This window comes from Caecibacter sp. AF58-12pH5A (assembly GCF_027681725.1).
GTDB classification, from domain to species: Bacteria; Bacillota; Negativicutes; order Veillonellales; family Megasphaeraceae; genus Megasphaera; species Megasphaera hominis.
The window spans coordinates 44889-65220 of sequence record NZ_JAQDBC010000012.1; the positions used below are offsets into that span (position 1 = coordinate 44889).

The 20332-nt window shown below is 51.2% G+C and carries 20 protein-coding genes; 18 read left to right on the plus strand and 2 right to left on the minus strand.

Annotated features, from left to right (window positions below; all coding sequences use genetic code 11):
• Window positions 1-8 precede the first annotated feature (8 nt).
• From PGX44_RS07185 to dnaB, 7 genes are all read left to right on the plus strand, one after another.
• Window positions 9-899, plus strand: a complete 891-nt coding sequence (locus PGX44_RS07185) for a hypothetical protein (protein WP_498854829.1) — start codon at window positions 9-11, stop codon at window positions 897-899.
• 135 nt (window positions 900-1034) lie between these two features.
• The gene (locus tag PGX44_RS07190) at window positions 1035-2696 is read left to right on the plus strand and encodes a ribonuclease J (RefSeq protein WP_186503213.1); all 1662 of its coding nucleotides are present in this window, start codon (window positions 1035-1037) and stop codon (window positions 2694-2696) included.
• A gap of 88 nt (window positions 2697-2784) precedes the next feature.
• The gene (locus PGX44_RS07195; RefSeq protein WP_498854830.1) at window positions 2785-3741 is read left to right on the plus strand and encodes a YybS family protein; all 957 of its coding nucleotides are present in this window, start codon (window positions 2785-2787) and stop codon (window positions 3739-3741) included.
• Window positions 3742-3758: 17 nt separating this feature from the next.
• Window positions 3759-5768, plus strand: a complete 2010-nt coding sequence (locus PGX44_RS07200) for a DHH family phosphoesterase (protein WP_498854831.1) — start codon at window positions 3759-3761, stop codon at window positions 5766-5768.
• Entirely contained in the window at window positions 5765-6211 is a 447-nt protein-coding gene (gene rplI, locus PGX44_RS07205; RefSeq protein ID WP_186503216.1) for a 50S ribosomal protein L9, read from the plus strand. Before PGX44_RS07200 ends, rplI begins: the two co-directional genes overlap by 4 nt.
• 24 nt (window positions 6212-6235) lie before the next feature.
• Window positions 6236-8143 carry a Lon family ATP-dependent protease gene (lonC, locus tag PGX44_RS07210; protein ID WP_289001083.1) on the plus strand — a complete coding sequence of 636 codons (1908 nt, stop codon included), beginning with the start codon at window positions 6236-6238 and terminating at the stop codon, window positions 8141-8143.
• 10 nt (window positions 8144-8153) lie between these two features.
• A complete protein-coding gene (dnaB, locus tag PGX44_RS07215; RefSeq protein ID WP_498854832.1) occupies window positions 8154-9482 on the plus strand; it encodes a replicative DNA helicase in 1329 nt (442 codons plus the stop codon).
• Window positions 9483-9518: 36 nt separating this feature from the next.
• On the opposite strand, the gene PGX44_RS07220 is transcribed toward dnaB, so the two are convergent.
• A complete protein-coding gene (locus PGX44_RS07220) occupies window positions 9519-10382 on the minus strand; it encodes an epoxyqueuosine reductase (RefSeq protein ID WP_302593128.1) in 864 nt (287 codons plus the stop codon).
• On the minus strand, window positions 10375-11094 hold the full coding sequence (locus PGX44_RS07225; RefSeq protein ID WP_498854833.1) for a GntR family transcriptional regulator: 720 nt from the start codon (window positions 11092-11094) through the stop codon (window positions 10375-10377). The genes PGX44_RS07220 and PGX44_RS07225 overlap by 8 nt, the downstream gene beginning before the upstream one ends.
• Window positions 11095-11241: 147 nt before the next feature.
• Between PGX44_RS07225 and PGX44_RS07230 the strand changes: the two genes are divergently transcribed.
• From PGX44_RS07230 to PGX44_RS07280, 11 genes are all read left to right on the plus strand, one after another.
• A complete protein-coding gene (locus PGX44_RS07230; RefSeq protein WP_289001080.1) occupies window positions 11242-11742 on the plus strand; it encodes a hypothetical protein in 501 nt (166 codons plus the stop codon).
• A 157-nt stretch (window positions 11743-11899) separates the two neighbouring features.
• The gene (locus PGX44_RS07235; protein WP_498854834.1) at window positions 11900-12703 is read left to right on the plus strand and encodes an amino acid ABC transporter substrate-binding protein; all 804 of its coding nucleotides are present in this window, start codon (window positions 11900-11902) and stop codon (window positions 12701-12703) included.
• Window positions 12704-12723: 20 nt separating this feature from the next.
• Window positions 12724-13524 carry an amino acid ABC transporter substrate-binding protein gene (locus tag PGX44_RS07240; protein WP_186503227.1) on the plus strand — a complete coding sequence of 267 codons (801 nt, stop codon included), beginning with the start codon at window positions 12724-12726 and terminating at the stop codon, window positions 13522-13524.
• A gap of 53 nt (window positions 13525-13577) precedes the next feature.
• Window positions 13578-14228, plus strand: a complete 651-nt coding sequence (locus tag PGX44_RS07245) for an amino acid ABC transporter permease (RefSeq protein WP_186503229.1) — start codon at window positions 13578-13580, stop codon at window positions 14226-14228.
• Between the two features lie 12 nt (window positions 14229-14240).
• Window positions 14241-15008 carry an amino acid ABC transporter ATP-binding protein gene (locus PGX44_RS07250; RefSeq protein ID WP_498854835.1) on the plus strand — a complete coding sequence of 256 codons (768 nt, stop codon included), beginning with the start codon at window positions 14241-14243 and terminating at the stop codon, window positions 15006-15008.
• 143 nt (window positions 15009-15151) lie between these two features.
• Window positions 15152-16594 (plus strand): phosphoglucose isomerase-related protein, encoded by a 1443-nt coding sequence (locus PGX44_RS07255; protein ID WP_498854836.1) that lies wholly within the window; start codon window positions 15152-15154, stop codon window positions 16592-16594.
• Between the two features lie 8 nt (window positions 16595-16602).
• On the plus strand, window positions 16603-17598 hold the full coding sequence (gene galE, locus PGX44_RS07260; RefSeq protein ID WP_498854837.1) for a UDP-glucose 4-epimerase GalE: 996 nt from the start codon (window positions 16603-16605) through the stop codon (window positions 17596-17598).
• A gap of 422 nt (window positions 17599-18020) precedes the next feature.
• Window positions 18021-18191 carry a hypothetical protein gene (locus PGX44_RS07265; protein ID WP_498854838.1) on the plus strand — a complete coding sequence of 57 codons (171 nt, stop codon included), beginning with the start codon at window positions 18021-18023 and terminating at the stop codon, window positions 18189-18191.
• A gap of 13 nt (window positions 18192-18204) precedes the next feature.
• Window positions 18205-19353, plus strand: a complete 1149-nt coding sequence (locus PGX44_RS07270) for a type II secretion system protein GspD (RefSeq protein ID WP_498854839.1) — start codon at window positions 18205-18207, stop codon at window positions 19351-19353.
• A 59-nt stretch (window positions 19354-19412) separates the two neighbouring features.
• Window positions 19413-19790 carry a fluoride efflux transporter CrcB gene (gene crcB / locus PGX44_RS07275; protein ID WP_186503239.1) on the plus strand — a complete coding sequence of 126 codons (378 nt, stop codon included), beginning with the start codon at window positions 19413-19415 and terminating at the stop codon, window positions 19788-19790.
• A gap of 12 nt (window positions 19791-19802) precedes the next feature.
• The gene (locus tag PGX44_RS07280; RefSeq protein ID WP_498854840.1) at window positions 19803-20231 is read left to right on the plus strand and encodes a universal stress protein; all 429 of its coding nucleotides are present in this window, start codon (window positions 19803-19805) and stop codon (window positions 20229-20231) included.
• The last annotated feature ends 101 nt before the right edge of the window (window positions 20232-20332 follow it).

A 20332-nucleotide genomic window follows, 5' to 3' on the forward strand; every position in this document is an offset into this window, starting at 1 on the left:
GTGATACTATGTTCAAGACGAAGATGAAAAACGTAATTTTGGCAGCCGCAGCAATCTGTATGGTCAGCGGCCCGGCTTTGGCTTATACACCGGCAGAACAGACGTATCAGGCGGCTCTGGCCTACGCTGCTGCACATCCGGAAGGCAGCTATACCTTACAGGCCGACGCTGCGTTACCCTTTTTGGGCAACGCAGCTGCGACCAGCGTAAGCTATGTAAAAATGACGCCCTTCCAGGTCCGCTCTGACAGCCAGGTGACCCTGGCAGGTAAAAGCAGCGATTGGACGTCGTGTTATGTGGAACAGGATGGGGCCAATCTGATTGCCTATTATCCCGTACAGTCCCAAACAGGACAAAAGCCTGTGTGGCACAAAATGAGTGTACCCCTGCCGAGCGCCCAGCCCTTAGGGCAGACGTTAGTCAAGCAGAATGAAAAGCATAACGTCCTGAGCGGTGTCAAATCCGTTACGGCTGTGGGGAATAATACGTACCAGGTCGTCTATGACATGTCCCGTGTCTATAAAGAAGGGGACGAAGCCGAATGGAAAAAGGAAGGCCTGACGAAGAAAGAGGATATTGCCGCTGTGAAACAGATCCTCGTGGCCTTGCGTGATTCCGGTGATCTGACTGTAACTTTTACGGTCGATCCGGCAACGAAACGGATTCTGAGTGCGACGGCGCCGGTTACACCGCAGCTGCAGGCCGTACTGGGCACTGTCCTCGATGAAGCAGCACAAAAAGCTCCGGACAAAAAGGCGGAAGTGTCCCTCATGAAGAGCTACCTGCAAAACAGCAAGGTGAATCTGCAATACCGCTGGGCCCAGCTGCCGCAGAATATAGAACTGCAGGTACCGCAGACTGTTAAAAAGGATGCTATAGCAGATAAGAATGTTCATTAAAGAAGTCACCTTATCATATAAAAACTTTTCGCGTTAATAAATACTTTTTATTGACATATAGCTCAAAATAAAAGACAATAGAAGCAGGGAGTATTAGCGGAAAAAATATGATAAGTGAAATCAGGAGGTAAGAAATTGGCTAAGAAGGAAAAGCTGCTCGTAATTCCTTTGGGAGGTCTGGGTGAAATCGGCAAAAACATGACGGTCATCCAATATGGCGATGACATTATCGTTGTCGATGCCGGTTTGGCATTTCCGGACGACGACATGTTTGGCATTGACCTGGTCATTCCCGATATGAGTTACCTGATAGAAAACAAAGATAAAGTACGCGGTGTTGTCATTACCCATGGTCACGAAGACCATATTGGCAGCCTTTCGTACTTGCTCAATGAAGTGAACGTCCCCGTATATGCCACTAAGCTCGTCTGTGGCCTGATTGAAGGGAAACTGAAAGAAAATCACATTACAAATTATTCGTTAAATGAAGTACATCATGGCGACGAAGTGCAGATCGGCTGTATTAAGGTCGGGTTCATTCATACGAACCATTCCATTCCCGATGCCAGCGCCTTGTATTTCCGCACACCTGTAGGAACGATTGTCCATACAGGCGACTTCAAGATGGATTTGACACCAGTAGACGGCATGCCCATGGATCTGCATAAGTTTGCCGATCTCGGACGGCGCGGCGTACTGTTGCTCATGTCCGATAGTACTAACGCCGAACGGCCGGGCTACACGGAATCGGAAACGACCGTCAGCTCTGCCTTCCGCAAGGCCTTTGCTGACGCCAAGGGCCGCATTATTCTGGCAACCTTTGCGTCTAATATCTCCCGTATTCAGCAGGCCATCAATACGGCCGTCCTGTTTAAGCGCAAAGTCACTGTCTTGGGCCGCAGTATGGTCAACAATGTCCAGATTGCCATTGAACTGGGCTATTTGGAAGTGCCTGAAGGCGTCCTCATTGAACCGGATGAATTGAACCGCTATCCGGCCGATCAGGTACTGATCCTGACGACGGGCAGCCAGGGTGAACCGATGGCCGGCCTGTCCCGCATGGCTTCGAACAATCACCGCAGCGTGAGCATTATGCCGGGCGATACGGTCATCATTTCCGCAACGCCGATTCCGGGTAATGAAACAGGCGTAGGCCGGACTATCGATAATCTCATGAAGCTCGGCGCTAACGTCATTGCCGGCAGGGATAAAAAAATGCATGTATCCGGTCATGCCAGCCAGGAAGAGCTGAAAATAATGCTCAGCCTGATTAAACCGAAGTATTTCATTCCTGTCCACGGGGAATACCGGATGCTGCGCCGTCACGGCGAACTGGCCGTACAGATGGGTGTAGAAAAGGATCATATACTCATTGGCGACAATGGACAGATTTTCGAATTTTCCAATCGTGCCGGTCATAAGACAGGTCACGTCAATGCCGGCCGGGTCTTTGTCGACGGTCTCGGCGTCGGTGACGTCGGTAATATCGTCATCCGTGACCGCCAGCAGCTGGCCATGGAAGGCATGGTCATCGTCGTCATGACCTTGGCCAAGGGCACGAGCCACATCCTGGCCGGCCCGGATATCGTCTCCCGCGGCTTTGTCTACGTCCGCGATTCGGAAGAACTGATGCGGGAAGCCCACGAAAAGGTGGCTGCCGTTCTGGAACGCTGTGAAGCAGGCAATATCCGTGAATGGGCCGTAATCAAATCGCAGGTACGGGATACGCTTAGCCGTTACTTGTACGAAAAGACGCGGCGCCGTCCTATGATTTTACCGATTATTATGGAAGTGTAAGTACACAAAAAAATTGACAGCGGAGGTAGACACCTCCGCTGTCATGTTTCGTTTTTGCTGTTTCTATTACGGAAAGGAGTGAAGTTGCATGGATCAGAAGCATGCTACTTCTTTGACAGCAGCAGGCTTCTTTGTTGCATTGATGCTGGTGCTGGCGTTTTTTAGCTGGTCTGTGCCGATCTTTTCCTCTATCGGGGCTATGGCACTGGCCTTTGTATTGCCTGTCTTTGCCGTTCGCTACGGCTGGCAGCAGGCACTGGCAGCCGGTGTCTTACCTGTCCTTTTTTTGGCCACCCTGTTTGATCCGTACCTGGCCGTCATGCATTGGGGGCTGGCAGCCCTGCTGGGCTTTGCTGTCGGCGTAGGAATGCAGCGGAAATATGATCCGGTCTATATCCTGCTGGCCGTGGCGGGCACCTTGATCGCCTTGACCGTCCTCACGTGCGTGGCAGCTTATCTTTTCTGGCAGATCAATATCTTTACGGTACTGCAGCAGTGGTTTGGAGAAATCGTAGATATGGCCTTTGCCAGTTATCAGCAAAGTAACCCCGGGTCTGTGCAGCTTATGAGCCTCCACCAGCAGATGGAAATGCTGAAGGAAACCGTTCCGGCCCTGATACCGCTGGAATACTGCCTGGGTCTTGTGGTCATGGTCTATCTGAGCTTGCGCGTGGCCCAGTACCTGCTCACGCGCCAGGGCATTTCCGTACGGCCGTTCATGCCTGTACGCCTTTGGGAAATTCCCCGCTGTATGGTATACTTATATGTACTGGCATTGGTTATGAAATACTGGGGTGTATCGCGCAGTATTGACTGGCTCAGTATGATTGCTGTCAATGTCGATCATTTTTCAGCCTTTTTTATTACCCTGCAAGGGGTAGCTTTTATTTTATATCTCTTGCATCGCCGTACGCCCTTGCGTTCAGCGACGCAGGCGATGCTGATTGTCATCACTCTTGTTATCCCCATATTCCAAATGGTGGCCTTCATTCTTGGCCTGGTTGATATGCTCTTCAACTACCGGAAGAAACGGGAGGCTGCATAACTGCAGGAGGCGGGAATATGTTTAAAAAATTACTGTACAATCGCAATGAGGAGACTTTCCTATGCGTGATTTTCCTCTTATTGCTGATCATCGCCGTGTACAACTGGATCATCGCCCTCTTGGTGGGCATTGTCATTGGCGGCGTATATGTACTGACACATAAAACCAATAACGAACGAAATAAGGAAATCAGTCAGCTTTTTGATGCCATTTCCCAGAGCGTCGATCAGGCTTCGACCTATGCCGTACAAAACCTGCCCATTGGCATTGCCATCGTCGATATGGAATCGAGCCTTTGCTGGGCCAACAGCGTCTTCCGCGATTGGGTAGGCGATATTGACGAAGATCAACGCCTGGATTATATTATGCCGAATCTCAATATTGATAAGTTTTGGGGCAAATTCGGTTATTTTTTCGAGCACATCGGTCAGCGGTATTACCGTGTCGTATATAAGTATTTGCAAACAGAAGCATCGGATGACGAAAACTACTTGATCCTGTACTTTGAAGATATTACGGAAACCGAACGGCAGAAATTAAACTGCCTGGCAGCTATGCCCGTCTTTTGTGATATTGCCATCGATAATATGGAAGAAGTCGGCAAGGGCATGACCGCCGTCCAGCAGGCTACCCTCTGGACGAACGTCAACAACTGCCTCATCGACGAGCTGACGGCCCACAAGGCCTTCGTTCGCTCGTATGACAACGATAATTACATTGCCTGCCTGAGCCGGGAAGCCTTGAATGAACTGAAGGAAGATAATTTTTCCTTCCTCGAACGGATTCGTTCCATTCATACGGTAAACCGTATTCCCGTCACGGTAAGCATGGGGATCGCCGCCTTTCCAGAGGACGTAGTCCTGCAAGGGACGGCTAATTTCAATGAATTGGCTGATAAAGCCCGGGCCGGCTTAGACTTGGCCTTAGGCCGCGGCGGTGACCAGGTCGTGGTCTACGAAGAAGACGGCTCAGCTCATTTCTACGGCGGCAAAACCCGGTCTGTAGAAAAGAATACCCGTGTTCGTGCCCGCGTCGTTGCCCAGGCTATCCGCGAATTGATTGAAACGAGTGATTTTGTCCTCGTCATGGGGCACGAACGGGAAGACTATGACAGCATCGGTTCAGCTATTGGTGTTGCCCACATGGCGCGGCTTCTGGGCAAGCCCGTACACGTCGTCATCAGTCATCAGACAGAAGCCATTGAACGCATCGAAGCGGCTATCCGCGACGTACCGGAATTTAAGGATCTCCTGATTACGGCAGAAATGGCAGAAGCGGCTTGCAACGAGCAGACCCTGCTGTTTATCGTCGATACACACCGGCCGGATATGACGGTGGCGCCGAAACTGCTGGAAAAGACAGAACGCCGCGTCGTCATCGATCATCATCGCCGCAGCAGTGATTTTATTCAAAAGCCGCTCCTTACGTATATGGAACCGTCCAGCTCCTCGACGAGTGAATTGGTGACGGAGCTCCTGCAGTATTTTGATGATGATATTGAATTACAAAAGATTGAAGCGACAGCCTTATATTCAGGTATTATTGTCGATACAAAGAATTTCTCTGTCCAGACTGGCGTGCGGACCTTTGACGCGGCTTCGTACCTGCGCCGCAGTGGCGCAGACCCGGACATCGTACGGTCCCTCTTTAGTTCTGACTTTGATTCTGTTAAACTAAAGGCACGTCTCCTTTCGGAAGCACGCATAAAAAACGGTATTGCCATGGCGAGCTGCCCGAAGGATGTGCCCAATGCCTCTATTATTGCTGCCCAGGTGGCAGATATGCTGGTCAACATTACAGACGTAGAAGCCAGCTTTACCTTTTTTGAATTACCCGATGCCGTCATCGGCGTCAGTGCCCGTTCTAAAGGCGATATAAACGTACAGCTGATCATGGAAGCCATCGGTGGCGGCGGTCATCGTACCGTTGCCGGCGTCCAGCTCAAAGGCCGTACGCTTGCCGAAGCACAGCGGGACGTCATGGATGCTATTCATGAAGTATTAGATAAAGGGAGAGATAAAGGATGAAAGTAATTTTATTACAGGATGTCAAAAAATTAGGCAAAAAAGGCGATATTGTAGAAGTTTCCGAAGGCTACGGCCGTAATTTCCTCCTGCCCCGTAAACTGGCAGCACCGGGAACGTCGGAAAATATTAATGATGCCAAACAGAAAAAGGCAGCTGCTGCCCATAAGGCCCAGGTAGCTTCTGACGAAGCCGTAATCCTGGCGAGCCAGCTTAAAAAGGTGGAACTTACTATCCCCGTTAAAGTAGGCGAAGGCGGTAAAATCTTTGGTACGGTTACCGGTAAAGATGTGAGCGAAGCAGCGCAGAGACAGTACCAGCTGGATCTGGATAAGAAGAAAGTAGAAATCAAGAACCCTATTAAAGCGCTGGGCACGTACGAAGTCATTATCCACGTACACCCGACGATTACGAGTAAAATTACCATTCACGTTGTGGAAGGCTAAGTTACATTTTTTGAGGATACGCGTATGAAAGAATTATTAGATAAACTGCTGCAGCGTCATAAGTACTTGGAACCGACGGCAGAAGAAGAACTGCGCCGTCAGGTCAATGTCTTATACGGTGCGTTTACGGGACTAATTGGCCCGGAAAAAATGGTTCTCCGGGCGAGCAAGTTTTCCGCCCTGGCTTATGTTCATTCTGAAGATCCACGCCATCGTTTGGTGGGCTTGCAGCGACTGATCTATGAAGATGCTTCTTACGATAAAATCCCAACGGACGATGAAGTAGTTGATGTCCTGAATGAACTGGAAGCCGTACTGGCTGAAATGCTGGCCCGTCAGGCTGTAGAAGAACGGCTGGAAAAGAAAATTACCCAGCGTATGGAAGAAAAGCAACAGGAGTACGTTCAGGAAATCAAAATGCAGCTCATTAAGGAAGAACTGCATGATGTAGAAACACCACAAACGAAAGAAAAACTGGAAGAACTGGAAAAACTCGATACGGTCCATTTGACCGAATCGGTTATGCAGCGCGTACGGCCGCAAACGCTGCGCGCTATTGTCGGCCAGGACCGGGCTGTGGAAGCGATGGAAAGCAAACTCGCTTCCGTCTATCCCCAGCATTTACTCCTCTACGGCCCACCGGGTGTAGGCAAGACGACGGCAGCCCGTATTGTGCTCAATGAAGCAAAAAAGCTGCCCTTTACGCCGTTTGGTCCCGATGCGCCCTTTGTAGAAACCGACGGGACTACGCTGCGCTGGGATTCGCGGGACATGACGAACCCTCTCATCGGCTCCGTGCACGACCCGATTTATCAGGGCGCCCGGCACGACCTGGCGGATACGGGAATTCCCGAACCCAAGCCGGGCCTGGTGACGGAAGCGCATGGGGGCATTCTCTTTATCGATGAAATCGGTGAAATGGACCCGATGCTCCTCAACAAGCTCTTGAAGGTATTGGAAGACAAGCGCGTAAAGTTTGAATCTGCCTATTACGACGAATCGGACCCCAATATTCCGGCGTATATCCGCAAGCTCTTTGCCGAAGGGGCGCCGGCTGACTTTGTCCTCATCGGGGCGACTACACGGGATCCGTCGGAAATTAATCCGGCTATCCGTTCGCGCTGTGCAGAAATTTATTTTGAACCTCTCGTACCGGCAGATATCCAGGAAATCGTCCGCAATGCGGCGAAAGAGCTGGGGGCTGTCATGGAAGACGGCGTTGCCGAGCTGATCAGTACCTTTACCATTGAAGGCCGAAAGGCCATCAACATCTTGGCCGATACGTATGGCCTGGCCGTTTTCCGCGCCGGCAGCAAGGATAATCTGGTTCTGACGAAGGATCTGGTAAACCGCGTCGCCCAAATCAGCCGTCTCGTGCCGTACGTAACGGAAAAGGCTTCTTCTGAACCGGCTGTAGGCAAAGTATTCGGCCTGGGCGTTGCCGGCTTTTTGGGCTCGGCCTTAGAAATAGAAGCCGTTGCATTTCCGGCCCGTACACAGGGAAAGGGCTATTTTCGTTTTAACGATACGGCCGGCTCCATGGCCAAGGACTCCATGTTTAATGCGGCCGCTGTGGTGCGCCGTGTAACCGGGCAGGAGCTTTCTGATTATGATATTAATATCAATTTCGTCGGTGGCGGCAATATAGACGGCCCTTCAGCGGGCTGCGCCATTACGACGGCATTGATTTCTGCCGTCACCGGCCAGGCCGTGCGGCAGGATATTGCCCTGACGGGAGAAATTTCCGTACAGGGCCTGGTAAAGCCTGTAGGCGGTGTTTTTGAAAAAGCCTATGGTGCCCGGCAGGCCGGTATGAAAGGGATTATTATACCGGAAGAAAACCGGCGGGATATTCCGGACAATCATTTGAATCTGACCATTCACTGTGCCCGGACCATTGAAGATGTCCTCGCCGTCATGTTAGTGAAGTAGGAGCGAAGTTATGGAACAACGTATTCCACCGCAAAACGTAGAAGCGGAACAGGCCGTTTTAGGCGCTATGATGCTGGAACATAATGCCGTCATTTCGGCTATGGAAATATTAGAAGCCCATGATTTTTACCGGGATGTGCACCGCATCATTTTTGAGGCTATGGAGCATTTGCACCGGGAAAACAAGGAAATTGATCTGATCACCCTTCCGGAAGAGTTGCGGCGTATGAAGAAACTCGATGCAGCCGGTGGCCTGGAATACGTCCTCAGCCTGCCCAATTTGGTGGCAACAGCAGCGAATGTAGAATACCATGCCAATATTGTCAAAGAAAAGGCCATGGTACGGGAACTCATCACGGCCTGCTCCGATTTGAGCGCTGAAGCGTATAACGGCAGCAAGGATGCAGAAGACCTCATTGATGAAGCCGAACGGAAGATATTCCATTTGGCAGAAAATAAGAAAAACAGCGATTTTGCTCTTGTAGCGTCCATCGTCGAAAAGACCATGGATAAGATAACCCTCCTTTCCCAGACGAAGATAGGCTTTACAGGTTTAAGATCGGGATTTACGGATCTGGACAAGCTTACGTCGGGCTTTCAACCGTCTGACTTGATTTTGGTCGCCGCCCGGCCTAGTATGGGCAAGACAGCGTTTACCTTGAATATTGCGAATAACGTAGGCGTTAAACAGCATAAGACAGTAGCCTTCTTCTCTCTCGAAATGAGCAAGGAACAGCTGGTTCAGCGTATGCTTTGCCAGCTATCCAAACTGGATTCCCAGAAGCTTCGTACAGGCCAGCTGCAGCAAGGACCGGAATGGAATGTCTTGACGGATGCCTGCAGCCTCCTTTACGAAGCGCCTATTTACATCGACGATACACCGGGCATTTCCGTTCAGGAAATGCGCTCTAAGGCCCGGCGCCTGAAATCGGAGCACGGCCTGGATTTGATCATCGTCGACTATCTGCAGCTCATGCAGGGGCGTAATCCGGAAAGCCGGCAACAGGAAATTTCAGAGATTTCCCGTTCCCTCAAGGCCTTAGCCCGGGAACTGAACGTGCCTCTCATCGCCTTGTCCCAGCTGAGCCGTAGTGTAGAAAGCCGTCAGGATAAGCGGCCTATGCTCAGTGACTTGCGTGAATCAGGGGCTCTCGAACAGGATGCGGATATCGTATCCTTCCTCTACCGGGAAGCCTATTACAACAAAGAAACAGAAAATCCGAATATTACAGAAGTCATTATTGCCAAGCACCGTAATGGTCCGACCGATACGGTCAAGCTCTTCTTCAAGAGTGAATGTACCCTCTTTGAAGATCTGACTCCTGTAGAAGGTCCATAAACGAATCCCCCTCCGGCCACTGCAGGAGGGGGATTGTTATTTGCCCTGTGTAATATCCAGGTTGCGTAAGAGAATTTTTTTGCCGCGCCAGGCAAAGGGATAGGTCCCATAGGCGCTGCGGAATTGCTTGTTTGTCAGGCCCTCTAGGTCTGCTTCTGTCAAAAAGGGCAGACGGTTTTGGTGAAACTCCGCGATAGGCGTCTCCGGAACCGCTGCATTATGGGGGCACACGCGCTGGCATTCGTCGCAGCCGAAAATCAAGGGCGTCTGGCGGATAATGGCACATTCCTCTGGCGAGAGATCGCCTTTTTTTTGTGTCACATAGGATTTGCAGCGCTCGTATACGTAGCCGTCTTTAGAAAGACAGGCGCCGGGACAATGGCGGTAGCAGGCACCGCAATGGAGACATTCGCCCTGATTGGGTGCATCCGGGTCTAAGGGCAGGGTGGTCAGGACGGCGCCGATAAAGCAGTACGAGCCGTAGACCGGATGAATGAGGCACTGGTTGTCACCGACAAAGCCCAGGCCGGCCTGGACGGCTAACAGCCGTTCTGTCAGGGGCGATGTGTCGGCAATCGCACGCTGTGTACCGCCCAGGCCGGCTAGGCGGGCAGCAATCTTTTCTAAGTACGCCGGTACGATGAGGTGGTAATCGGGCAGCTGGCAGTAGAGAGATAAATTGGCCGGCTTTACTTCAGGCAGAGAATAGGGGAAGAGAACGACGACGGCAGCCTGGCAGCCAGGCAAAAGGCCTGTCAGATCGTATCGTTCCGGACCGTAGCCACTGGCCAGGGGGCAAACGGGCGCCGCTATGGCCGGTTCCGGCAAATGGGCCGGAGCAATACCCGTACAGGTAAGCCCCAGCTGGGCGGCATATTCTTTAATAAAGGTACTATTCATACGTATCTCCCCGGATTTCTTCCTGTTGCTGCAAGGCTGCGGCAGCGTCCTGACGGCGAATGTAATCATAGGCTGTGATATAACAAATATCCAGATGTTTTTCCATAGCCTGACCGGCGGCCTGGGCGTCGTGCCGTTCTAAGGCGGCGAGTATGTGGGCATGCTCTTCTGCCGCTTCTGCACAGCGGCTGCGCCGGCTGTACAGGGAGTTAATGCCGGTACGCTTGATTTTGTCACGCATTTCTTCAATGAGCGTGCGCAGCATGAGATTGCCACTCGATTCGATAATCGTGTTGTGAAATTCTGTATCGTAGCGGATAAATTCCTGATAATCCGGCGCTGCGTGACTGCGCTTGTACTTGTGCAGCTGTTGCTGGACTGTCTGGCGGAGCACGTCCAACTGGTCGGCTGTAATATGCTCACACGCCAGCTGGACGGCCAGCTTTTCCAAGGCTGTGCGGATTTGGAAGATGTTTTTCAGGTCCTTCATTCCCAGGTCTTTGATCAGGATGCCGCGATGGGGCAGGTACTGGACCCAGCCTTCTTTTTGCAGCTCCAGAATGGCCCGCCGGACCGGTGTCCGGCTGATCTGCAGCTCTGCAGCCAGCTTCCGTTCGCTCAGTACCTGGCCGCTGGCATATACCTGATCGAGGAGCCGCTTTTTAATCGTTTTGTACACTTGTATCTGCAAGGACTGATGTTTATACTCCATGGACATAAGGCCTCCTTCCGCGCTGCGTGTTTCTCTCTGTATTATACCATATGCCGTACCGGCCAGGGCAGGCTCCGTCAGGAGCACGCGAATATGGTATAATAGAACTGCACAGGTATGCGAAAAACGGATAAGGAGGCGTAAAGCATGAAAAAAGAAGAAATACCCCAGCGGTTTGGCTGTGGCAGCGTAGAAAAAGCGTATGAAAATTCAAAATGGTTTTCTGTCTTTATGCAACTCGTATTTACCGTTGTGGGCGCCTGGTTTTTCTGGCTCATGCTGGCAGAACCTACATTGATGGCCCGGTTGGATAATATTGCTGTCCTTATCTTTTGCCTTTGGCGCATTGACCGGCAGCGTGATATCATTTGCTATGTCACGGAAAAGGGGCTGATCGTCCGGCGGCAGTTCATGTCGTTACAGGAATTTACAGATGAACAAATACACAGTGACCGCAATCTGGTTTTTGTGCGATATGGCGATATCTTTGAAATTGCTGATAATTGGAAAGAAATACAGCTTGGCGCTGCTGAAGATGGAGGCCTGGCTATCTTGCCCGTGCACTTACAATTCTTATCCCGTCAGAGCAAGCAGGAAATCATGGACCGCATTAAGGAAGAACAGGCTAAGGCTGATGACGGGGAGTAAACGTACAAAGGCAGATGTACTAAGATGAATAAGACGGCTTTTTCCTATGAGAATTCTGTATACCTTTAACACTTTATTATTTTAACGAAATAAAGTAAAATATAGGCATTGATTGATATATCCATAGCGTCGCAGACGCAGATAGAGGGGCGATCAAATGACAAATTGGAAGAAATATGTAACGGCCGGTCTCGTAACCGTAGCAGCAGCAGGTCTGTTGGCCGGTTGCGGCAGCACAGATAAAAAGGCAGATACATCTGCTACAGGGGATAGCCATAAGATTGTCATTGGCTTGGATGATAATTTTCCGCCTTTTGGCTTTCATGACGAAAACGGGGATCTCGTAGGCTTTGATATCGATATGGCTAAAGAAGCGGCAAAACGGCTCAATATGGACGTTGAATTTAAGCCCATCGACTGGGACAGCAAGGAAACAGAGCTGAACAGCAAGAAGATCGATGCCATTTGGAACGGCCTTTCCATTACACCGGAACGGGAAAAGAAAATACTCTTCTCCCGGCCTTATGAAAACGGGCCGCAGATCCTCTTGGTCCGGGCCGATTCTCCTATTCAGGGCAAAGCCGATCTGGCTGGTAAAATCGTAGGTACCCAGCAGGGCAGCACAGGCCTGGAAGCTATCAATCAGGAACCGGAACTGCGCGATTCCTTCAAAGAACTCAAGCAGTATTCCGATAACGTAACGAGCTTTATGGACCTTGAAGTAGGCCGTATTGACGCTGTCGTCGTAGCGAAGACGACAGCTGCCTATTTCATGAATAAGAACAAAGCGAATTTCCGGATTATCGATGTGGGCTATCCGGATATTCCCAGCGGCGTAGGTATGCGTAAGGAAGATACGGCGCTGAAAGCGAAATTAGATAAGGTGTTGGAAGATATGCATAATGACGGAACCAGTAAGAAAATCTCTGAAAAATGGTTCGGTATGGATATTTCCATGTAACGTACAGGAGGAATACGCGCATGAATTGGAAAAAAGCAATACTCGCAGGTACTTTGGCAGTAACGACAGTGGCCTTGATCAGCGGCTGCGGCAGTGACGACAAATCAGCAGCACAAAAGATGCCCGATAAAATCGTCATCGGCCTGGACGATAATTTCCCGCCTATGGGGTTCCGGAATGAAGCAGGCGAGCTGGTAGGGTTTGATATTGACCTGGCCAAGGAAGCATCGAAGCGCCTGGGTGTACCTGTAGAATTCAAACCGATCGATTGGGACAGCAAGGAAGCAGCCCTGCAAAGCAAGCAGGTAGATATGCTCTGGAACGGCCTCACCATTACGGAAGACCGGGCCAAGAAAATTGCCTATTCCAAACCGTATATGAATAATGCACAGCTTCTCGTCGTGCGCGCTGATTCCCCCATCACGGACCGGGCAGGTTTGGCCGGGAAGGTCGTAGGCACGCAGGATGGCAGCAGCTCTATCGATGCCCTCGATAAAAATACAGAATTTAAAAATTCCCTTCAAGAAGTGAAGAAATACGGTGACTTCGTAGCAGCCTTCATGGATTTGGAATTGGGCCGTATTGATGGTGTCCTCGTCGATAGCGTTGTCGGCCGTTACTATATGGCCAAAAAACCGGGCCAGTTCAAGGTCATCGATGACAAGATGGGTGATGAACAGTTCGGCGTCGGTCTGCGCAAGGAAGATACGTTGCTTTTGGATAAACTGAATGGCGTACTGAAGGATATGAGTGATGATGGTACGCTGACCAAATTATCCCAGAAGTGGTTTAATGAAGACATTACAGTCAAAGTGAACTAATACAATGAGGGACTGCGGTCCCTCATTTTTTAGGGAAGAAAAGGAAGTGCACTATGGATTATCTGTTGAATATTATACCTGCCGTAGCCGTTGGCCTGCAGGTTACGTTAAAGATTTTTGTCATTACCATCGTCCTGAGCCTGCCCTTGGGGATTCTCATGTCGATTGCCCGTATTTCCAGTATAAAACCGTTGAGCCGTTTTATGTATATGTATATCTACATCATGCGTGGTACGCCGCTCATGCTGCAGATCCTCTTTATCTATTACGGCCTGCCGTTCATTATTGAAGGCCTGCGCCTGTCTGATTTCCCGGCTGCCATCATCGCCTTTGTCCTCAACTATGCGGCCTACTTTGCCGAAATTTTCCGCGGTGGCATTCAGTCTATCGATAAGGGGCAGTATGAAGGGGCCAAGGTTTTGGGTATGAATTATATCCAGACAATGCGCCGCATCGTCCTGCCGCAGGTCATCAAGCGCGTCTTGCCGCCGGTAGCCAACGAAACGATCAACCTCTTGAAGGATACGTCCTTGGTATACATCCTGGCCATGAACGACATTCTGCGCCTGACGCGGTCCATCGTACAGCGCGACTTCGATACGACAGCCTTTATCGTCGCTGCGGCGTTCTACCTCTTCTTCACGTTTATCCTGACCCGTTTCTTTGGCTATCTGGAAAAACGCTACGCTGTATACGATGAATAAGGAGGCATAGTCATGAGCTTTGTTGAAATGAACCATATACGTAAACAATTTGGCAGCTTAGAAGTCCTGAAGGACGTGACGCTGCACATGGATGCCGGCGAAGTGGTTTCCATCATCGGCCCGTCGGGCAGTGGTAAAAGTACCTTCCTGCGCTGCCTCTGTCAGCTGGAAACGATCAATAAAGGCAAAATCATCGTCGATGGACAGACCATGGTCAGTACCCCGGCGGGCAGCGCAAAGGCCGTCTATGCGCCGTCCTCTCAGGTACGGGCCATTTGCCGCCGCATGGGCATGGTGTTCCAGCACTTTAATCTCTTTCCGCACATGACGGTGCTGGAAAATATTTTGGAAGCGCCGCGTGTGGTAAAGGGTATGAAGACTGACGAAATTATGCCTATAGCCGAATCCCTCTTAAAACGCGTAGGCCTTTGGTCAAAGAAGGATGCCTATCCATCCCAGCTTTCGGGTGGGCAGAAACAGCGTGTAGCCATTGCCCGGGCCCTGGCCATGAATCCGGATATCATGCTCTTTGACGAACCGACATCGGCCCTGGATCCGGAACTGACCGGTGAAGTATTGCGGACTATTAAACAGCTGGCCGATGAAAATATGACCATGATCATCGTTACCCACGAAATGGCCTTTGCCAAAGAGGTCTCTGACCGGGTTCTCTTTATGGCTGAAGGCATCGTGCAGGAAGACGGCACGCCTGATCAGATTTTTGAACATCCCGAAAACGAACGGACCAAGAGCTTCCTCCAGTCGATGCTTCGTTTCTAAGCAAAAAAGCGATTCCGTACAGGATTTTCCTGTACGGATTTTTTTGATGTATACAGATCTTTTACAAGTAAGCATATCCCTATCTTATTCTATTTATGTTATAATAGAAAAATAAGCAATAACCTCGAAAGGCAGTGAATAGTATGGCAGAGATTACGTTAAAATCCGGGCTGATTTTAGATTTCAGCAATTTATATGGTCCGGATCAATTAATAACGGAACAAGAAGTAGCAGAATTTGCGCCTGTATATGAAAAAGCACACGCTTCTATGCAGACCATGCGTAAGACCGGGACTGTTGCTGGCCATTTGTCTAAGGACGGCGAACCGGAAATGGTGCTCTTTCCACAGCTTCCGTATATTGTGGAAGGCAATATTAATAATCCGGAACGGATTATGGCCTTGGAAGAATTAGGCAGACAGGTTCGCAATCATGTCGATGCTGTCGTTTTCTTTGGCATTGGCGGCTCCTATTTGGGTGGTAAAGTCCTTTTTGATGTGCAGTGCGGCGAATTTTGGAATTTGAAGAGCCAGGCAGAACGGAACGGATACCCGCAGGTATTTTTTGCCGGCAATAACGTAGATTCCCATAAGCTGACGGGCCTGATCCAGACCCTGCGTGCTGCCGGCAGTGTGAAGCCCGGCTATACCGTCATGGCGGTCATCATCTCTAAGTCCGGTTCTACCATTGAACCGATGTCTAACCACATGGTCTTAAAACAGGCTCTCAGTGACGCCGGCATCAGCGTAGACACGGTAGCCGTTACGGATCCGCACGAAGGCGACAAGGAAACACTCCTGCACGGCATGGCCCGCAAAGCCGGCTGGCCCATTTTCTACGTACCCGATGGCGTCGGCGGCCGCTTCAGCGTCTTTTCTGAAGTAGGTCTCATTGTGGGCGCCCTCGTGGGCTTTGATATCCGGGCCTTCCTCGACGGAGCAAAAGAAGCCGACCAGGCCTGCAAGAGCGATAATATCCGCGAAAACCCGGCGCTCCTCAACAGTGTGCTGAAATATTTAGCCGGTGCCCGTCATGGCCGGGACCTGGAAGTCCTCATGCCTTATGCGGACAACCTGAAATCCCTGTCGGAATGGTATATCCAGCTTCTGGCAGAATCCCTGGGCAAACGGCTCGACAAACAAGGTCATATCGTCAATTATGGCCGTACGCCTATCGTGGCCGTCGGTACGACGGACATGCACGCCCAGACACAGGAACATCAGGAAGGGCCTAAGGACAAGATTGTCCAGTTCGTTTCTATCCGGAAATGGGCCGATGACCTCATCGTGCCCCATATGTACGATGATTATGAAAAACTGGCTTCCTTCAGCGGCCTGCCATTGAGCAGTATTTTGGAAGCAGCCCGTAGTGCCAATGCCGAAGCACTTCTCGGCGATGGCCGTCCCAGTGCAAATTACATCTTGCCCGAATTAAATGCGTTTTATCTGGGCGAGCTCATGTTTATGCTGTGCTGGTCTATTGCCTATGAAGGCGAATTCGCAAATGTCGATGCCTTTAATCAGCCTGGCGTTGAAGTATATAAGCGCTTCCTCAGTGGCCGGCTGAAGAAATTACAAGAAAGGTAGGATCTGATTTGAAGATACTGGTTACAGGCGGTGCCGGGTATATTGGCAGTCATACCGTACGGGCACTGCGAGAAAAAGGACACACGGTGATCGTTCTCGATAACCTTTCCCGCGGTCACAGGGGAGCTGTTCCCGGTGATGTCCGCCTGATTACAGAAGACATTCATCATGTGGACGCTGTACGCCAGCTCCTCATAGAAGAACACATCGAAGCAGTCATGCATTTTGCTGCCCACAGCCAGGTCGGCGAATCGATGGAAAATCCGACCATCTATTACGATAACAATGTGGTCGGTACGTATTACCTGTTAGAAGCAATCCGTCAGGCCCATGTGCCGTACGTCGTCTTTTCTTCGACGGCCGCTGTCTATGGGGAACCGGAACAAACGCCGATTACAGAGGACATGCCCTATGCACCGACTAACGTCTACGGACAGACGAAGCTCATGATCGAGCACATGCTGGCCCAGTTTAGCCGGGCGTATGGCCTGCGCTATGTAGCCCTGCGCTACTTCAATGCTGCCGGAGCGGCTGCCGATGGGACCATCGGTGAAGATCATACGCCGGAAACCCATTTGATTCCGCTTATTTTACAAACGGCTCTGGGGCAGCGTAAGAGCATTAAAATTTTTGGCACGGACTATCCTACGCCGGATGGCACGTGTATCCGCGACTATATCCACGTTACGGATTTGGCAGTAGCCCACGTGCGGGTACTCGAGTACCTGGCTGGCGGCGGCGAGTCCCAATACTTCAACCTCGGTACGCAGCAGGGCATGAGCGTACGGCAAATGATCGACGCGGCAAAGAAGGTAACGGGCCGCGACTTTGCTGTCGAAGAAGCGCCGCGGCGTGCCGGTGATCCGGCCATACTGATTGCCAGTTCGGCCAAAATCCAGGCCGTTACGGGCTGGAAACCAAAGCACAGTAGTGTAGAGACGATTATGGCTGATGCCTGGCGCTGGCATCATACCCATGAGCACGGCTATGGGGATACGAAATAAAAGCGCTGCTTGTTTGGAATGGATACGGAACTATACAGTTCATCACACGAAAACGTGGCTCCCGTACGGGGCAATCCTGCTCTTTTTGGCAGGCGTCTGGTTTTTGTGGGATGGACCTACAGACCGGCAGGAAACCATACGGGAGAAAGAGATCGCAACGCGTTCTCTTTCTCCCGCTTTTTCGTCTTCTGACCAAACGAGCAGCGCTATAGAAAAGACCACCGCCGGCCGGCCGGCCGGTATACAGCCTGGCCGGGACGCTCCGCAGAAAACCCCTGGGGGACCTGTTTTCTGGCGCCACAGAAACAGGAACAAAGGCGGCCGCTCCGGAGCAGAAAGAAACCTCTCCTGGAGCAACGCCGCAGGGGCAAGGCAGGCGTACAGGCCCTGCCCGCCAGGATAAAGCAGAACCGCTGCCTGAGGTGTGCGGTTTCATTCGCCAGGGCAGCCTGAGCCTGGTCATTTTAAAATGCTCTGCGACGACCAAGGCCTGCGGCCCGGGCGATACGATTGGCGGTTATTACGTGACCTACGTGCGCCACGATGCCGTAGGTCTCACGCGGCAGGGGGCAACATATGAAATCTATCTATAGGAGTGGCAAGCGTATGTATAAGTATGTGGTAACAGGCATTTTGGCAGGCTTTTTGGCCCTGCCTGCAGGGCCGGCAGAGGCGCTGGATGTACGCGTTCATGACGTACCCGTGCGTACCGTATTGGCCGGCCTGGCACGCAGTGAAAATATGAATCTGATCATCGATGACACCGTAGAAGGGCTGCTGACCATGGAACTGGCCGGCGTGACGGCTGAAGAAGCCATTGAGGTCATTGCGTCCAGTCAGAATTTGCTCTACAGCCGGCAGGGGAATATGGCTGTCATTACGGCCGGCCGGGAAAATACACATGCCCACAGGAGTTATACGTGGCAGCTCCAGTATGCAGACCCAGAAACAGTGCGCAAGGCAGCGGCAGCGCTCGTAGCGGAGGATGCGATCCGCAGCCATGGCGATACGAATTCCCTGGTTTTTGGCGGCACCACGCAGGAAGCGGCAGCCCTTGACAAGCTCGTAAAAGAATTGGATGTGCCTATACGGCAGGTCGATGTGGAAGTAGAAATCCTTTCTTTAAACAAGGACGCTATGAAGGAGCTTGGTGTGGCCTGGAACTGGTCTGCCTTATCGGCCGGTCCCGGCCATACGGAGCATTTCGTCTATGAAGCGCAGCTGCATGCCTTAGAGAGCCAGGGTAAGGCCAAAATTCTGGCACGGCCTCACTTGCTGACCGGTAATGGCAAGGAAGCACAAATTCTGATTGGTGACCGCATTCCTGTCCTTACAGAACACATTTCTGATGGGGAAGTAGCGCTGACGACGGAATATGAGGATGCCGGTATCAAGCTGAGCTATACGCCCCGTATCCATGCTGATGGCAGCGTGACGGCGCGGCTTAAGGCTGAAGTCAGCACGCCCGTTCTGGTGCCGGACCTAAAAGCTTACAGGATTACGACGCGGCGGGCTGATACAGAAGTGCGCATGCGTCCCGGTCAGGACCTGCTCATTGGCGGCCTCATCAACAGGGAACAAATCGAGAACCTGCGCAAGGTACCGCTGTTAGGCGATCTGCCTCTTTTAGGAGGCCTGTTCCGGCACCGGTACAAGTCAGAAAAAGAGACGGAGGTCGTCATTCTTGTGCGGGCGAAGGTAGCGGCAGGAAGCACTCTTTCGCAAGGAGCAAAGACAGAGAAGCTGTCGTATTGACAGAAGAGAAACAATTTGCTACTATGGGCTTTAGCATAGAAAGGAGATAACCCTTTAGTATGGAAAAAGTATTGTTTGTGGCTTTGGGCGGCGGTATCGGCGCTGCCTGCCGTTATTTGCTGACCCAGTTCAGCAATGCCCATGGCGGGACGATCTTCCCTTACGGCACCGTACTGGCAAACGTCATCGGATCGTTTCTCATCGGCCTGCTTTTCGTGTTTTTCGAAGCCCATAGTAATCTGTCACCGGTTTGCAAATTATTGCTTGTAACCGGTGTGTTAGGCGGTTTTACAACCTTTTCGACGTATAATATGGAACTTTTAACCTTTGCACGCAGTGGGGAATTTACATCGGCCCTTCTCTATCTGACCTTAAATGTCGTCGGCGGCTTTATCGCCTGCTGGCTGGGCGTCACTGTTGGCAACTCTGCTATGTAAGGAGTTTTCTTGATGAACCAATACCAATGCATTCTCGTGCCGGTCGACGCGTCGCCGGCGTCTATCCGGGCCGTCCGGCAAGGGGCCATGCTGGCCCAGGTCTTTCAGAGTAAGCTGATTATCCTGCAGGTAGCACCTCTCGTCTCTGTCGTGGCCCGTTTGGAACGGCAAGATCCGGAACAGGTTTCTCCAGCCGGAGAAAAACGGGAAAGCCAGCTGGCCAGTTACTATTCGTGCTACATACCGTCCGGCGTGGAACCGGAGTATTTGTCCCTGGACGGTACGCCCGGGCCGGAAATCCTGCGTGTAGCAACGGACAGGGACTGTGATTTGATCGTCATGGGCAATCATGGCCTGAGCCGATTAAAAGAAATTCTCATCGGCTCGGTCTGCCTGCATGTCGTACAGCATTCCCACTGTCCGGTCCTGGTCGTTAAATAAATACAGTGCGTTTTTGCCTGTACCTTACAGGTTTGAATGACGTACAAAAGGGGATGTGACAAAATGAGAAATCATTTTGTCCACATCCTCTTTTTATTTGC

Coding starts and splice junctions, on each gene's coding strand:
- PGX44_RS07185 (WP_498854829.1), top strand. CDS start 9: ATGTTCAAGACGAAGATGAAAAACGTAATTTTGGCAGCCGCAGCAATC.
- PGX44_RS07195 (WP_498854830.1), top strand. CDS start 2,785: ATGGATCAGAAGCATGCTACTTCTTTGACAGCAGCAGGCTTCTTTGTT.
- PGX44_RS07200 (WP_498854831.1), top strand. CDS start 3,759: ATGTTTAAAAAATTACTGTACAATCGCAATGAGGAGACTTTCCTATGC.
- rplI (WP_186503216.1), top strand. CDS start 5,765: ATGAAAGTAATTTTATTACAGGATGTCAAAAAATTAGGCAAAAAAGGC.
- lonC (WP_289001083.1), top strand. CDS start 6,236: ATGAAAGAATTATTAGATAAACTGCTGCAGCGTCATAAGTACTTGGAA.
- dnaB (WP_498854832.1), top strand. CDS start 8,154: ATGGAACAACGTATTCCACCGCAAAACGTAGAAGCGGAACAGGCCGTT.
- PGX44_RS07220 (WP_302593128.1), bottom strand. CDS start 10,382: ATGAATAGTACCTTTATTAAAGAATATGCCGCCCAGCTGGGGCTTACC.
- PGX44_RS07225 (WP_498854833.1), bottom strand. CDS start 11,094: ATGGAGTATAAACATCAGTCCTTGCAGATACAAGTGTACAAAACGATT.
- PGX44_RS07230 (WP_289001080.1), top strand. CDS start 11,242: ATGAAAAAAGAAGAAATACCCCAGCGGTTTGGCTGTGGCAGCGTAGAA.
- PGX44_RS07235 (WP_498854834.1), top strand. CDS start 11,900: ATGACAAATTGGAAGAAATATGTAACGGCCGGTCTCGTAACCGTAGCA.
- PGX44_RS07240 (WP_186503227.1), top strand. CDS start 12,724: ATGAATTGGAAAAAAGCAATACTCGCAGGTACTTTGGCAGTAACGACA.
- PGX44_RS07245 (WP_186503229.1), top strand. CDS start 13,578: ATGGATTATCTGTTGAATATTATACCTGCCGTAGCCGTTGGCCTGCAG.
- PGX44_RS07250 (WP_498854835.1), top strand. CDS start 14,241: ATGAGCTTTGTTGAAATGAACCATATACGTAAACAATTTGGCAGCTTA.
- PGX44_RS07255 (WP_498854836.1), top strand. CDS start 15,152: ATGGCAGAGATTACGTTAAAATCCGGGCTGATTTTAGATTTCAGCAAT.
- PGX44_RS07270 (WP_498854839.1), top strand. CDS start 18,205: ATGTATAAGTATGTGGTAACAGGCATTTTGGCAGGCTTTTTGGCCCTG.
- crcB (WP_186503239.1), top strand. CDS start 19,413: ATGGAAAAAGTATTGTTTGTGGCTTTGGGCGGCGGTATCGGCGCTGCC.
- PGX44_RS07280 (WP_498854840.1), top strand. CDS start 19,803: ATGAACCAATACCAATGCATTCTCGTGCCGGTCGACGCGTCGCCGGCG.